The sequence below is a fragment of the Paenibacillus sp. FSL R7-0198 genome, assembly GCF_038000415.1.
In the GTDB taxonomy this organism is placed as follows: domain Bacteria; phylum Bacillota; class Bacilli; order Paenibacillales; family Paenibacillaceae; genus Paenibacillus.
Genome location: NZ_JBBOCB010000001.1, coordinates 1,967,137 through 1,982,145 on the forward strand (window position 1 = coordinate 1,967,137; position 15,009 = coordinate 1,982,145).

The 15,009-nt window shown below is 46.8% G+C and carries 14 protein-coding genes; 5 read left to right on the forward strand and 9 right to left on the reverse strand.

The annotated features are described in order from the left end of the window. Nucleotides 1-87 precede the first annotated feature (87 nt). The 3 genes from MKY87_RS08425 to MKY87_RS08435 all read right to left on the reverse strand — a co-directional run bounded on the left by MKY87_RS08425 (nt 88) and on the right by MKY87_RS08435 (nt 4,368). Nucleotides 88-1,392 carry a response regulator gene (locus MKY87_RS08425; protein WP_340963904.1) on the reverse strand — a complete coding sequence of 435 codons (1,305 nt, stop codon included), beginning with the start codon at nt 1,390-1,392 and terminating at the stop codon, nt 88-90. A gap of 8 nt (nt 1,393-1,400) precedes the next feature. Further along, nucleotides 1,401-3,269: a cache domain-containing sensor histidine kinase gene (locus MKY87_RS08430; RefSeq protein ID WP_340967401.1), complete on the reverse strand. Its 1,869-nt coding sequence runs from the start codon at nt 3,267-3,269 to the stop codon at nt 1,401-1,403. Between the two features lie 91 nt (nt 3,270-3,360). Further along, a complete protein-coding gene (locus MKY87_RS08435) occupies nt 3,361-4,368 on the reverse strand; it encodes a substrate-binding domain-containing protein (RefSeq protein ID WP_289390148.1) in 1,008 nt (335 codons plus the stop codon). Nucleotides 4,369-4,571: 203 nt separating this feature from the next. On the opposite strand from MKY87_RS08435, the gene MKY87_RS08440 reads away from it, so the two are divergent. Together MKY87_RS08440 and MKY87_RS08445 are read left to right on the forward strand one after the other, a co-directional pair. Next, nucleotides 4,572-5,153, forward strand: coding sequence for a LysE family translocator (locus MKY87_RS08440; protein ID WP_340963907.1), 582 nt, complete (start codon nt 4,572-4,574; stop codon nt 5,151-5,153). 19 nt (nt 5,154-5,172) lie between these two features. After that, nucleotides 5,173-5,949 (forward strand): AraC family transcriptional regulator, encoded by a 777-nt coding sequence (locus tag MKY87_RS08445; RefSeq protein WP_340963909.1) that lies wholly within the window; start codon nt 5,173-5,175, stop codon nt 5,947-5,949. 174 nt (nt 5,950-6,123) lie between these two features. Here the strand turns inward: MKY87_RS08445 and MKY87_RS08450 are convergent, their stop codons facing one another. After that, nucleotides 6,124-6,702, reverse strand: coding sequence for a hypothetical protein (locus MKY87_RS08450; RefSeq protein ID WP_340963913.1), 579 nt, complete (start codon nt 6,700-6,702; stop codon nt 6,124-6,126). 171 nt (nt 6,703-6,873) lie between these two features. Between MKY87_RS08450 and MKY87_RS08455 the strand changes: the two genes are divergently transcribed. Continuing rightward, entirely contained in the window at nt 6,874-7,542 is a 669-nt protein-coding gene (locus tag MKY87_RS08455) for a phosphatase PAP2 family protein (RefSeq protein ID WP_340963915.1), read from the forward strand. Between the two features lie 164 nt (nt 7,543-7,706). On the opposite strand, the gene MKY87_RS08460 is transcribed toward MKY87_RS08455, so the two are convergent. Further along, the gene (locus MKY87_RS08460) at nt 7,707-9,140 is read right to left on the reverse strand and encodes a glycoside hydrolase family 1 protein (RefSeq protein WP_036617092.1); all 1,434 of its coding nucleotides are present in this window, start codon (nt 9,138-9,140) and stop codon (nt 7,707-7,709) included. 308 nt (nt 9,141-9,448) lie between these two features. Between MKY87_RS08460 and MKY87_RS08465 the strand changes: the two genes are divergently transcribed. Together MKY87_RS08465 and MKY87_RS08470 are read left to right on the forward strand one after the other, a co-directional pair. Next, complete coding sequence (locus tag MKY87_RS08465; RefSeq protein ID WP_340963918.1) at nt 9,449-10,390, forward strand: helix-turn-helix transcriptional regulator; 942 nt, start codon at nt 9,449-9,451, stop codon at nt 10,388-10,390. Nucleotides 10,391-10,463: 73 nt separating this feature from the next. Beyond that, nucleotides 10,464-11,279, forward strand: coding sequence for a class I SAM-dependent methyltransferase (locus MKY87_RS08470; protein ID WP_340963919.1), 816 nt, complete (start codon nt 10,464-10,466; stop codon nt 11,277-11,279). A 100-nt stretch (nt 11,280-11,379) separates the two neighbouring features. Here MKY87_RS08470 and MKY87_RS08475 read toward each other — a convergent pair whose 3' ends face one another. From MKY87_RS08475 to MKY87_RS08490, 4 genes are all read right to left on the reverse strand, one after another. Continuing rightward, nucleotides 11,380-12,174: a hypothetical protein gene (locus MKY87_RS08475; protein ID WP_340967402.1), complete on the reverse strand. Its 795-nt coding sequence runs from the start codon at nt 12,172-12,174 to the stop codon at nt 11,380-11,382. A gap of 122 nt (nt 12,175-12,296) precedes the next feature. Further along, nucleotides 12,297-12,713 (reverse strand): hypothetical protein, encoded by a 417-nt coding sequence (locus MKY87_RS08480; RefSeq protein WP_339789568.1) that lies wholly within the window; start codon nt 12,711-12,713, stop codon nt 12,297-12,299. 325 nt (nt 12,714-13,038) lie between these two features. Beyond that, nucleotides 13,039-13,443 (reverse strand): VOC family protein, encoded by a 405-nt coding sequence (locus MKY87_RS08485; RefSeq protein ID WP_145150094.1) that lies wholly within the window; start codon nt 13,441-13,443, stop codon nt 13,039-13,041. A gap of 256 nt (nt 13,444-13,699) precedes the next feature. Continuing rightward, nucleotides 13,700-14,980: an XRE family transcriptional regulator gene (locus tag MKY87_RS08490; RefSeq protein ID WP_340963922.1), complete on the reverse strand. Its 1,281-nt coding sequence runs from the start codon at nt 14,978-14,980 to the stop codon at nt 13,700-13,702. Nucleotides 14,981-15,009: the final 29 nt, after the last annotated feature.

The following is a 15,009-nucleotide window of genomic DNA, read 5'->3' on the forward strand; positions in this document are numbered from 1 at the left end:
CATCTCATTCCTCATACGTCTTAATGATCAAGTATTGCGTTTATATCGGTTGAGGTAAGTCTTTTGATTGTCCTCATATGCTACATATTATATTCGATTCGCTGAAGGACGATAAGCCGTCCCTCCGTCTTTTCGATACTGCACAGGCGAAATGCCCATTGTTTTCTTAAACGCGGTACTGAAATAATGCTGGGTGTCATAACCTACACGCTCAGCTATGGTGTGGATCGGAAGTGTTGTTGAGTCCAACAGCTGTATAGCCTTGCGAATGCGAGCATGGGTGACAAGCGTGACAAAGGAATCATTCAGCTCTTTCTTCAACACACGACTAAGATATACGGCAGATACTTGTAGACGGGAAGCGAGCGACTCCAGGGTCAGTTCCCGCTCGGCATACTCTTCGTGAATAAGTTGTCTCGCCCGGCGAACCAGAGGGGACAACTGCACATCTTCGTGTACCCGTTCACGGCAATGACGGTACGTATCCGGCGTTTCTTCAAGTGTCCCTGCATGTGTCTCCACATGAGCATGAATAGCAATATTCAGGCAAGAACTGATCTGCTGTTCCAGAAGGGACTCTATTTCTTCGGGGGCTTCCTGCCACAGACACATGCCAATTAACCCGCTTACGTCCCGGAACAGAACATGCGGCAGGTGTGCCAGCAGTTCACTCACTATATTTTCTACTGCAAACAGAAACAACTGACGATCATTCTCTCTCAGTATCGTCTGACGCGCTTCAGCGGCAGGCCAGCGCACAATCCCGACCTGCACAGGTGGAACCGCGGGCAGACGTAGAAACACAAGCTGCTCCGTCAGATCTCTCCCTTCAGCCTGCCCCTCCAGCCACTCCAGCATAAATCGCTGGCGAAGCAGCGGGATATTACGTTCAATCTGATGAGCTGCCTGTTGTACATATGCCGTCCTCTGGTACTCTTCAGTAAGTCGCTGATGCAAACGCTCAAGTGCCGCATATAATTGTTCTGCTTGCACAGGCTTCAAGATGTAATCCTCTACGCCAAGACGCACCGCCTCCTGTGCATATGCAAATTCATCATGTCCAGAGATGATCAGATAACGACAGCCCGGGCACTTCTGCTGAAGGGCACGGATTAGTTCGATTCCGTTCAGGAATGGCATGTTCATATCCACGAGAACAATATCCACCCCCAAGTCAGCCGCCCGTTCCAGCGCTTCCTCGCCATCTTCCGCTTCACCTACAACTTCCATCCCGAGAGTTGTCCAGTCAATGGCATCCCGAATCCCCTCACGAATGATCGGTTCATCATCCGCGATGAGCACGCGGTATTTTTTTGCCATGTGGCTATCCGGCGTAATCTCCATTACCTTGGTTGATTCGGATGTCTCATCTATCCCAGTGGAAGTTGTCATGGTCGATTTTATGAATTTTCCCATTCATTCTCCTGCCTCTCTTCGTTATTGATTTGCTGGATTGGTGGGAGCTCTCGCATCAACGGATGAATGATGGTCACACGAGTTCCTTCCCCTTCCTGGCTCTCCAGTTCAATACCGTACTCATCGCCAAAGGACAGCCGGAGACGGGCCTGCACGTTCAACATTCCATAACTTTTGCCTGTCATCCCAGGCGAAGACGCTTCCAAACTTGCTAGAGGAGCTTCGAGCAGATGCTGCATCTCGGCAAGCCGTTCGTTGGACATGCCTGCTCCATTATCCTGAACAGTCAGCAGCAGTCTGTTATGTTCCAATCTGGCCTCCACCCGAATGTGTCCTGGCCCACGCCTGCCCTTGATTCCATGATAGATTGCATTCTCTATCAGGGGCTGAAGCAGCAGCTTTAACACGAAGAGGTCCTGCAGTTCCTCTGGAATATTCAATGTATACTGAAGACGATCGCGGTATCGTGTCTGCTGAATTTGCATATAGCTGGTCATATGCTCAAGCTCGGAGTGCAGCGGAATATAATCCTGTCCTTTACTAAGCCCTATGCGAAATAATCGAGATAACGCACCAACCATGCCGGAGACATCTTCTGCACCCTCTTTGCGTGCCATCCAATGAATCGTATCCAGGGTATTGTACAAAAAGTGTGGTTTGATATGCTCCTGCAAACTCCGCATTTCAGCGTCGCGCTTCTGCCGCTCCCTCAATTCATTTAGTGATATCAGTTGTCTAATCTGTGCCAGCATTCGGTTATAACTGTTGCCAAGCATGCCAATCTCGTCAGCGCGATCGCTCCAGCGGCCTGGTCTGAGATTGCCGGTCTCCGCCCTGCGCATATAGGACATGAGCCGGAAAATGGGCTGAGCAATAGAACGGGAGAACCATAAAGAGGCGCTCAGGCCAAACAAACACACCACAAATACAAAGCTAACCACATAAAACTGGATCTGGCGCACTTCCGAAATCGAGTCTCTGGTGGGAAATACCCCTACCGTTCTCCAACCCGTAAAGGTAGACGACTGGTACATGAATAATAACGTTCCGCCCTCTGTTTCGGCGGTAAACGTTCCACTCTCACCGGAGGGGAACCAGTCTGTGGGAATGTGTTCTATTAGCGGATGCTCAGGCTTGTATACACTTTGACCCTCTGCATCCGTCACCATCACATAACCGGATTTCCCCAAGGTTACATTACGGGCAGCCTGAGAGACGGACCTTAGTTTAAGATCAATCAAAATAACGCCCCGTACACGTCCTGACGCTTCATCCGTTATGGAACGTGCAACCGATACAATCTCATCGTCCTTGTACCGTACATGTGTCGTGAGATTACGCTCTTTTGGCTGACCCAATACCATGAAAATGCCCGGATTGGCCGAAGCTTTTTGATACCATTTTTCCTGGATCAGGCTCTGTTCCGCCCGGGGATACATCTCGTTGCTAATATAGTCACCACGTTCATTAACAAGAACAATCCCGGCGATTTCAGGATACAACGTTGTGAACCCCTGCAAGGTTTGTTTGATGCCATATAACCGATTTTGCTCCGTTGCGGCATTGTTGTCCATGTTCATCGGTTTGATGCCTGCATCATCATTCGGTGGCATTTTGTCGTCCATAAAAGCATCAATATCCGGGTCAAAGGCAATCAGGTAGGTCATGTTTTGCAAATTCTCCATTTTGCTGTTCAGAGCTTCATTCACTTTGCCAATCAGCTGCATGGTATGCCCTTCAACCTGTCGCTCAACTACCCGCTCCACTGTCCAGTTCACAAGCAACCCAAGTCCTACGGAAGGTACAATGGCGAATAACAGAAAAAGCAGCATCAGCTGGTAGCGGAGGGGCATATTACGCAAGCGTAAACGCCGAATCCCGTTCCTGAAAGTGGAGAGAATTGCTCTCCTGCTCCAAGGCCTTGGACTCTTGAAATCTCCCTTGTTATTTGGCATAGTAATCATCCACATCCGAGCGTGTCACCACAGAGATCCCTGTGTCCACCATCACGGGAAGCGGTGCATTTTCACCGGATGAGGATGGGGCCGGAACCGTTAACTGGTGATGCAGATGGAACAAATATTGGAGTGACCAATATCCCATATTCCAGGTTCCCTGTGCAATGGTAGCTGAGATCGTACCGTTCTTGATCATGTCCAATGTATCCTTATTCGTATCAAACGAAATAATCTGCAATGGATGTCTGTCCCCGGCAGTCTGAACGGCTTCACCCGCTCCTGCTCCTCCGGTGGCTTCAGTCACAAAAATACCCGCCAGCTCCGGGTGTTCCTTCATCATTCTCAGTGTTTCGTCTCTGGATACCATCGCATCACCATGTCCGTCTGCAACTTCTACAATCTGCATGGAAGGGTATCTCTCCTTGATCGTATCGCGGAAACCCTTCGTCCTCTCTTCATGATTTTGTTGCCCAGGTAAGGTTAATACCGCGACCTCTCCCTCACGACCCAGCAGTTCAGCCATTTTATCTGCAGCCATTACACCCGACTTGTAATTATCTGTCCCAAGAAAAGAATAGGCCTGGCTATCAGGTGCATCAGCGTCAAATAATACAACAGGAATATCTGCGTCGATTGCCTTGTTAATCGCTGGAACTAGCGATTGCGGATCGATTGCAGATATGGCAATACCCGCCGGTTTACGAGCGATGGCCTGCTCAATCACCATCGTTTGCTCCTTCGCGTCATACCGGGTAGCTCCGCGATATTCTACGGTCACACCAAGCGCATCCGCGGCATCCTCGAAACCTTTGAGCGGGCTCTTCCAATACTCCAGCCCGGACTGGAATGTAATCATGATATACGTCTCTCCGATATCGCCGCGCAGCCCCCGGTCCTCCCAAGAACTGTTTACCTGACTGGTGTATTCGAATCTCAACACATACAATGCAAAGGCTGAGATTAGTAAAATGTATACCAGTAGCATTTTTTTCATTCCGTTCACTTCCTCAAGTGGTCTGATCACCTTGTACATCGTCTAAATTGTAAACGCAATCATTCAAAAAGAAAACCACCCTTTATCTTTTAAAAACAAGCGCCTGCTGTTAACGGTGTACCTGCTGCAATAATGTACTATATAGTTTCTCCCTCTGGACGTATGATCATGGAACTAGACTACAACCAGAGGAGAGCATCATCATGAATCTTGCATCTTTTTTAATCTACTGCATCGTTGTTACATTCACACCCGGCCCCAGCAATATCGTAATTCTTTCTTCTACACAGATCGTTGGCGCACGAAAAACAATGCGTTATGTCTGGGGAGCTACACTGGCATTTGGTCTGTTGCTTACCGCATCAGCGTTTCTTAATCAACTTCTTGCCGGCGTGTTGCCCGGAATTCTGAAGGTGATGCAGATCGTCGGCGGTCTGTACATGGTGTATCTGGCGTACCAGATCTACAAGATGGGTACCACCGAGGATGCACCGAAACAAGTTACCGGATTCTGGAACGGTTTCATCATGCAATTTGTGAACCCAAAGGTAGTCTTGTTTACTTTCACTGTCATTCCTAGTTATGTATTGCCCTTTTATCAAAGTTCCTTCTCATCGTTTCTGTTTGTGTTGCTCATTACGTTCATTGGTTTTCTGGCTTATTCCAGTTGGGTTGTTTTTGGCACGGTTTTCAGAACGATGCTGAATCGCCACCAAAAATTACTGAGTATTCTCATGGCCCTTTTTTTGTTATACTCAGCCATTATAGTATCCGGATTAATCTAAAGCTTGGGAGGTGTGCTGCATGGAACGGTTTAACTATAAAAAGTCGCAAGACGTGCTGGCACTATCCGCCAGCTTTACTGATTTTGCATATAAAAAACATTGCCACGAAGAGTATGCGGTGGGCGTAACCCTGCGTGGCATTCAACAATACAACCTGGACGGACAATATCAGGCGTCTCACCAAAATGGCGTCATGTTGTTTAACCGTGAACAGTCCCATGACGGAAGCTCCTATGATAAGGCTGGCATTGATTATGTGATGCTGTATTTAAAGCCGGAATTGGTAGAGGAGATTATAGGCAAAAAGGAATTGCGTTTTGGAAGTCCCATCGTCTATGATCCCGAGCTTGCACGTAACATCCTGATGCTGAACGATGCCGTTCAACTCAGACAGGACGAAGCCGAGTGCAGCGAACGGGTCTTCGATCTGGTTCACCTTCTGGCTCAGAAGGAGATGGATACCAAGCTCTGGTTGCCTCAGGACAACCTGGTCCGCAAAGCCAAGGAAATCATGTTTTGCAGCACCGAAGATGTACTCAAGCTGGACAACCTGAGCTCCGAATTTGGCATGTCCAAGTTTCAATTTATCCGTGAATTCAAGGCACACGCAGGCATATCCCCCTACCAGTTTTTCTTAAACTGCAAGGTGGAGCGTGCCCGTCAATCCATCGAAAAGCAGAAGGACGTCTATGCTGCTGTTGCCGATTGTGGATTCGTTGATCTGACCCATCTGAATAGGCATTTCAAACGGGTATTTGGTGTCACAGCTTATGAATACATGTTGCAGCTAAACTAGTTCCATCGGATCGATAATCTCGACTCCAAATGGATATAATTTTGACGCCACTCCTGAAAATCCCAGTATAGAACGTTAATGTACCTTAACACTCTGTACGGGGATTAGTTTCTTTTTTCGTCATACAAACCTTATGTTATACAATCCAACTTTCAAATTTCATTAGACCTGAAATCAGATTCTTTTCTTTCGTTTCCATATCCATACGATTGCCAATGCTGCCAATAAAATGACTGCACTGTATAAGATAAGATAGAAAGACCCACTTCGCCCACCACCATCGGTGACTTCTCCAAAATCTTCTTTACTTACAACCTTGCCCGAACCCAACAATTTCAAATCGTCTCCGGCTTGTTCGACAGGAACATTGCGACTGCACAGATTCGTATGTAGCTTATGATCCACTTCATATTGATAAGCATAGATCAGGTAGGACTGATTCTTTTCAAATTGAATGCCACAGGATTCAGACCCTCCGTCACTCGCGAGGATTTTCAACTTTTTGGCATTAACCCCCTTCCATGCAGTATCTACTTCAAAGGTATACTCTCTTAATAAGCCATCATGCTTCGACTGTTGAGAACGTCCTTTCTTCACCACTTCTCCTGTAAATACAGTTGTGTTTGTCTTCAATCTCTCTTGAACATCACTCTCGACACAACTGCAAGCATACACTTTCTCTCCGGGAAATAGAGCTAACCCAGACGTAACCAACAGTAAGATCAACATGCACATCACCAAACGTCGTTTCATTCCGACCGCTCCCCCTCCTACATTTCTCTGCTTGAATAAGCGTTGTTAAGGTTACATATTTTTATTGCTGCTATATTTATTGTAAAATTATAGCACAATACAAATATCGTTATGTCCGAGATACGCAAGGACACAACATACGAAATCAACGATCACGGAGGAACTCAACATTTGATACACAACTGGAAAAAGAATATCTCATTCCCGCTGCTCGTTGCAGCGTTATGCATGATCGCTTTTATAAGCATCGCCCTGTCCATCAGCGACAACCAGATTCATCGATTTGATGACACGCTGATCGGCTGGATTCAGGGGTTGGAATCCCCTGGTATGACACAATTCATGCACCTTTTTACCTGGATCGGCAGCGAAATGCCAGTGGTCTTCATTACCATCATCGCCATGATTGTGTTGTACGTTTACCTGCGACACAAACGCGAACTGCTCTTCCTGGCTTGTGTGCTTGCAGGTTCAACCCTGTTAAATGCATTGCTCAAAATGGTATTCCAGCGTGCCAGACCTACCATTAACCGGATCATCGAAGTGAGCGGCTACAGCTTCCCCAGTGGGCATTCCATGGCAGCATTTAGCCTGTACGGTGGACTGGCCTTTCTAATCTGGAAACATGTACCCACCCTCACCGGACGTGTGCTGATGATTGTTGCCAGCGCCGTATTTATACTGACCATTGGTATAAGTCGTATCTACTTGGGGGTCCATTATCCAAGTGATATTGTCGGCGGATATTTCTTGAGTGGTTGCTGGCTCTCCACCTGCATATGGTTTTACCGCCGGCATTTGGAGCGCATGTCCCAACTGCAAAGCAGAAGGCTCGCCTAGGCGGTCCGCTATTGAACTACACAAAGAAATACCCGGCTTTCCTTAACTGAAGGATAACCGGGTATTTTTTATATTCATATATAGTAGTCCTGAACTCGTTCAGGACTACATGGACCGCTTGTCCCATTTAAGGGAACAGACCGATCTGGTTTTTTCACACCAACTTATAACTCTTCACCATTGGATTCGATAACTTTTTTGTACCAGTGGAAGCTCTTCTTCGGTGTTCTGCTTAAGTCACCATTACCATCGTTGTCCTTGTTGACATGAATGAAGCCATAACGCTTCTTCATCTCTCCAGTGGATGCACTAACCAGGTCGATACATCCCCACATGGTGTAGGCAATCAGATCTACGCCGTCAGCTACCGCTTCTTTCATCTGTTCAATGTGACCTTTCAGATAATCAATGCGATAGTCATCTTGAATGGAGCCATCTTCCTCTACCACATCGACAGCACCCAAACCGTTCTCAACCACCATCAGTGGAATCTGATAACGATCATACAGATGATTCAGTGTATAACGCAGTCCTTTTGGATCGATCTGCCAACCCCAGTCGGAAGCTTCGAGATATGGATTTTTGATACCGCCCAGTAGATTACCTTCTGCTCTCTCGAGGGACTCGTCCGCACTCTCAACCAGAGACATGTAATAACTGAAGGAATAGAAGTCTACGCAGCCTTCACGCAAAGTCTGCTCATCTCCCGGTTGCATCTCGATCTGGATACCTTCTTCGGCGAAGAAACGTTTGGCGAATCCAGGATATGCTCCACGAACCTGTACATCACCGCAGATCATATTGGAGATTTGGTCTTTCTTCTGTGCAAGCAACATGTCGTCCGGGTTACAAGTATTTGGATAGGTTGTCATAAAAGCGACCATACAGCCGATCTGGAAATCAGGGTTAATCTCATGTCCCAGCTTCACCGCTTTGGCACTCGCAACGAATTGATGATGTAATGCCTGGAAACGAGTCTGTGGATCATCCACTCCGTCGACCAGCGTCTCTTTGCCTTCAAACAGAATACCTGCAGCCATATAAGCACCCATCGGCATCGTCAGACAGTTGATTTCGTTGAACGTCAGCCAGTATTTGACCTGATCCTTGTAACGGTTGAACAGGGTTGTACAATAACGGATATAACAATCGATAACTTCACGGGAAGCCCAGCCGTTATACTTTTGTGTCAGACCGAATGGCGTTTCATAATGGGAGATCGTTACGAGCGGCTCAATATTGTACTTTTTCAACTCGGCAAAGACATTATCGTAGAACTGCAATCCCTCTTCGTTTGGCTCCAGATCGTAACCATTCGGATAGATTCGGGACCAGTTGATGGACATGCGGAACATTTTGAAGCCCATCTCTGCCATCATGGCAATATCTTCTTTGTAATGTCCGTAAAAATCAACCGCTTCATGGCTCGGATAATACGTGCCCTCTTCCAATACAGGTGTAATCCGGCGTGGAATCGTGTGGGTTCCTCCTGTCATCATGTCAGACGTGCTTGGCCCCTTGCCACCCTGGTTCCATCCACCTTCGAATTGATTGGCAGCCGTTGCGCCACCCCAGTAAAATCCTTCTTTCATTGTCATGACCAGTTCCTCCTTCATAATTAACTCATTTCAATATAAAGTGCTTGATAGTATGCGAGTAGCCGTTCCGGTCACGAATCGTTCTTCTGATCGCTGTTATCCTCGGATTTCTTTAATTCCCATTTTCAGATGGAAAAATCCGATGATAAATGCGAACACTTCGTTTCTTCAGAATCGATATCGTCCCCTTCACTACTTCGCAATAAATGAAGAACAAATTATAAATCTGAGTCAAAATGTCTTCGTAAGACTTTTATACCAGTGTACCATCCATACCCTGACACCTATTGTCATGGTATAATCAGAGCATGGAAAATAACCGACTATTTCGAATGTTGCTTTTGTTATTGGAGAAAAAGAAAGCCACCGCACCAGAACTCGCCCGTATGTTCGAGATTTCTGTACGCACGGTGTATCGCGATATCGACCGGCTGAGTGCCGCGGGCATTCCCGTCTATACCACGACCGGCAAGCATGGCGGTATCCATCTAATGGACAACTATGTCATGGACAAATCCCTGTTGTCGGAAGAAGACCAGAACGAAATTTTGATGGGACTATACAGCATCAGTGCGATCCCACACCTGAATAGTGCCCATATGCTGCAACGGCTGACCGCCCTGTTTGATCACAAACTGGATTGGATCGAATTCAATTTCTCACCATGGGGAAGCATCCCTCTGCAAGAGAGAGAACTGTTCAATCAGGTGAAACAAGCCATATTAACGAATCAACTGATTACGTTTCATTATGTTAATTCGGATGGCGAGAAAAGTAGGCCGACTGTGGAGCCACAGAAGCTTATTTTCAAAAATAGTACATGGTACTTCAAAGGCTATATTCATGATGATCCTGATCGTAAAGAATTCGAGACATTCAAGATGAAACGGATCACCCAGTTGACTTTTCTGGCGAGAAAACACGATCACTCTGTTACTGCCGGATCAAACGACCCTGAATCAGAAGCAGCTCCTGTTCTGACTCCTCTTACACTCTCGTTCTCCAGCAACATTGCATACCGAGTGTATGATTTTTTCGAACCTTCCCTCATTAAAAAAGAGCCTGATGGCAGGCTCCGTGTGTCTCTCGATCTGAATGTAGGGGAATGGCTCTACTCTTTCCTGCTGTCGTTTGGTTCCGAGTTGACCGTAGTCGAGCCTGTTCATGTTGGACAGGAATTGCTCAGACGTCATATCAAAGCTGTTGAACATTTGCAGAACGTCATGAACAAACTTCCCAACAATGAATGATATAATATAGGCCTATACAACTTTTGATCACAGCTGACTCTCCGTCATCCATCTGACCGAAGGAGGTTTATTCATGCAAGACATTAGACGCAACAATGTGGAACGTTTCAAAGGTTTTGGTACGTTATACGATCAGAACCGACCAGCCGCTCCCACTGAAGTGGTGGACATTCTAACGACATATCTTGGCAGCACACCGCGTATGGTCGCAGATGTTGGCTGTGGCACCGGCTTATCCTCGTGGATCTGGCTTAATGAGGCAGAACGCATTATCGGCTTTGAACCCAGTGATGACATGAGGTCTGTAGCAGAATCCAAGTGGGAATCTGCCGGGAAGCCGGATAACCTGCGGTTTGTGTCCGGCTTGTCTCATGACCTCGGACTACCAGATGGCAGTGTCGATGTGCTGACCTGCTCCCAATCATTCCACTGGATGGAGCCGCAACCTACACTACGCGAATTCGCACGTGTACTTCGCACAGGGGGCATATTTGCTGCCTACGATTGCGACTGGCCGCCAATGTTGGACTGGCAATTAGAACAAGCCTATCTGCAGCTGAATAAGGAAGCAGATCAACGAGCAGCCAGTCTGGCTCCCCAGGATAGCCAGGCACACAAATGGAGCAAAGATGGGCATTTACAGCAGATTCAGCAGTCCGGTCTGTTCCGATATGTGCGGGAAATCGTGTTTCATCACCACGAGACATTCACAGCCGATCGATATGTCAATCTCGCCCTGAGCCAAGGCGGCCTGCAAACGGCGTTGAAGCTCGGAGCGGATGATCTATTAACAGCTGCTGACGAGTTCAGAGCGCTGGCTAATCGTGTATTTGACGGAGAATCCAGAAAAGTACTCTTTTCTTATCGCATGCGCCTTGGTATTGTTTGAAAACCGTCCGTTGCTTGCATCTCTCATACATACCAAAATGAAAAAAGGAGGCCCTACAAGTCATTAACATGATCTGTAGGTCCTCCTTTTGTCCACATCCTCAGGAGGAGAACAAGTCACTTAATTGTCCTTCCTGTATATTCAATGCCAGTACCAATTTTGTTGGGTCTTGTCTTGAATAGATGACATTAATGATATGACCTTGCTGCACCTGGGGCAGCGCAGATGACAAAATTTCTTTTTGCGTTGTCACATTGAAGGTTTCACCGTTCGTCTTTGTTATACTGAGTTTGAGCTGAAGCTTGATCTTATTACTGCCTCCACTCCCAAGTGGAGTGACATCAAGAATCTTGGCCATCGCTTTTTCCCCTGTTCTTGCAATATCCATCATTTCAGGTGATACCCCTTGCTGTACCATCTTTTCATCCAACAACTGCTGCATATCCTCCTGTGATAATTGCCCCTTCATATCAAGCCCTACCTTGCGTTCATCCTTTACGGAGACCACTAACGGAATAAAACTGCCCGGCTGAAACTGTGCCATGGAGGTCAGCGGAATGACGGTTTTCATCTCCGTATCGTATTTCTCACGCCCCTTGCGCGACACCGTCAGACCCAATCGAACCTCAGGCTGTTCATTAATATACGTACCTGTCTGTTGTATAGTCTTAATGACCCCAACTGCTGGTAAACCTGTCTTCACTCGACCTACGCCAAAAATATTGCTCAAAATCGCAGGAACAAAGATTAGTGCAAACCCGGCAAAGATTGCCGGAGTATACCACCATGCCTGCATAATCATAAATGGATCGTTCCACAGCTGCTGTGCCAGAAATGGGGAGAACCCCACTCCGAACACCGTTAATACGCCAATCAATCTCAGGAAACCTACCATATGATCCACCCTTTCTTAATCCTTCTCCTAATATCTCTATCAAAACCTCTAATAATATATCTATTAATCGTTGTTATACGCATTATTTAAATAGAGTATCGCTGTCTATAACCAAATATCTTCTAGATGGATATTAACCCCATGTAGATCAGTTCGGACGGATTCGCTGGATTCTGGCCCAATCCCACCCGATCTCCAACTCGTGGAATCTGCATTTTGGACACCAATGTCTCCAATGTTCGCTGATACTGGTTGCCATTCGTTTCTGTCACATCCAACACAAGCACAACAATCGGATCAAAATTGATCAGTTTGCCTGTATCGGTGATTGTCACCACCGTAGCCGTAGCTGTTAAAGGCAGAGAACCACTCGCTGCCAACTGTGCCTGCTTCGCCGAATCCAGACTTTGGTTGATGGCCTCCCGATGTTCTTTTGATACAAAACCTTTCATCATCATGCCAGTAAGTCCTTTATTCATCATTTTATCCGCTTTGGCAATCGCATCTTCCTGTTTGTTCTTTTTACCGAACCATCCCATATCAAGCACCTCATTTGTTTTATTTGATTATAGTTAAATTATAAACACCGCGGCTTGTCCTTGAATACCCTTCTGGCGGCATACAAAAAAAACGAAAAATCCGGCAATTGAATTACCGGATAATCGTTTCTTTGGTAAGGAAGTATGCTAATTCCGCAAAAAAAGATCTGCTAATCCGATCTTCATTTCACGATTGACGGCCATATTTTGTGCCAAGTGCTTTGGCAATGCACAAAATCATGCCAAAACAGCGGGATTTAACCCATAAGTTTTCCAAAACACACACTTTTTCAACCTTTTCACTGAGTGAGCTGTTCCCCTAGAATCAGCCCCTACCGCTGAAACGTTTGATCGCTTCCTCGGTCACTGGCTGGAAGAGGTTAATGAGATTGCCATCAGGATCACGGAACAGCACAGCACGATTCCCCCACGGCATCGTGGTCGGTTCCTTTACCCACTCGTCCACAAACGGCTGCAAACGCTCGTATTCGGCATCGACATCGTGAACGCGGAACTCGAGGATGACAGTGTGATTGTCGGCCGCCACTGCAGAACCAACGCCAAACAGTGGCACCGTCTGGGAGTGGCCAATCGCCAGGGTGCACGATGGCAAAACAAGTTCGGCAAAGACAGGCGCGGGGCGTACCGCCGAAACACCCATGACTTTCTCATAAAACTCGACAAGACGATCCACGTCGTCGGTAATAATGCGTACAGAAGCAAAAAACATAAAATAACATCCTTCCTGTTAATGATAAAGTACCCTATCATTTTTTGGGCCAGAATCGGCCTTCCATCTCTTTATGTTTACTTCATTGATGATAAAATAACGCTACTGACAACGGTATGTCAGTAGCGCTATTCAACATTTTTGGGTTTTATTCCTGTTACTGTAGATGCGATGGTATTGGCGAACATAGGTGGTACATACCAATGTACTCTTCCTGATTAACACCCTTTATTACTAGCATTACTTTTAATCCAGTCTATTTTTTGCGTAATAAATATACCAGCTTCCGATAATACATGGCTGCTTCCTTGTATTTCCGCTGATCCTCAGATACTACAGCCATTCCCTCATATAACGGTTCAAGCCGCATGACATGCTGCGCGGATTCAAAATAAGGCAGACAGGCCAGCGCCCGCTCCATGAAAACTTCGCGATCTCCATGCGCAAGAGCGAGATGGCTCTGGTAGAAGGTTGCGCTCATCTGCTGGTCCTGTGTGGTTGCACATTTCAAGAGTTGATCTACACTTTGCGCCAGCACGCCCCAGTTCTTCCGCGCCAGAGCCACTTCGCACCGATATACACTGACGAGCGGTCGCATCGCGAGCTGTGTTTCTTCCGTTTCCTGCTGCAATAGCGACTCGAATCGTTCAATCTCCGTCTGTGCCTGATCCAGTTCACCTGTCATCGTTAACATGACAATCCGATTGTTCGCAATCGCCGTCACCAGATCTCCCTGGTTGCCGGCATATACAAGGTTTGCCTCCGCCATGGTTAATGCCGAGAGTGCCTCCTGAACCAGCCCCATTGCGAAGCAATAGCCACTATATGCCACATATAACCCGGACAACCGATGGAACATCCGCTGATCATAGACATGACGCATCGTAAGCTCAAATACCTGTTTTGCCTCTTCATACTGTTTGACCTGAATGTAGGCTTCCATCTTGATATTTTGCACAGACAGCCAGAATTCACTGCCAGGAAGCGCCAGCTCACTGAGCCTGGTTGCATGAGTTAATACATCCACAAAGGCCATTTTGGAGCGATAATATTGTATTTTATAGAACAAAAGTGCTTTGACTAACGGACGCGGCAGATCAATATCATCTGGACGACCGTACTTCTCTAGGTAAAAATTGAGGTAGGACGTATGTATATACTCATGAGCCGTTGCATCGTTTAATTGCTGATAATAGACCGCCTTCATCAAGGCCGTTGTCAACTCTACGGTCAGCGTGTCATCCCGATCTGCCAGAGCATGCACCGTATCTTCGGATATCGCCGACGCTGGAACAGACATTTGTTCGAAAATAACCTCTGCCCGTTCGAGTGTTTCCTCGTCCTGAGCCGCAGCCTTTAGAATATAGGAAGGGGATACCCCAAAACGCCCCGCGATGGCTTCTGCCAAGTCCTCAGGTAGAGGATAACGATCAGCCAGGATATTGGCAAAGTGGGCCTGCGTGACCAGACCTTCCACAAGGTCTTTACGTGAGATTTGTTTTCTTTTGCTTAGTAGTTCAATGCGTTCCTTCAGCATGGTATCCCTGTCCTTTCTATCCTAACAAA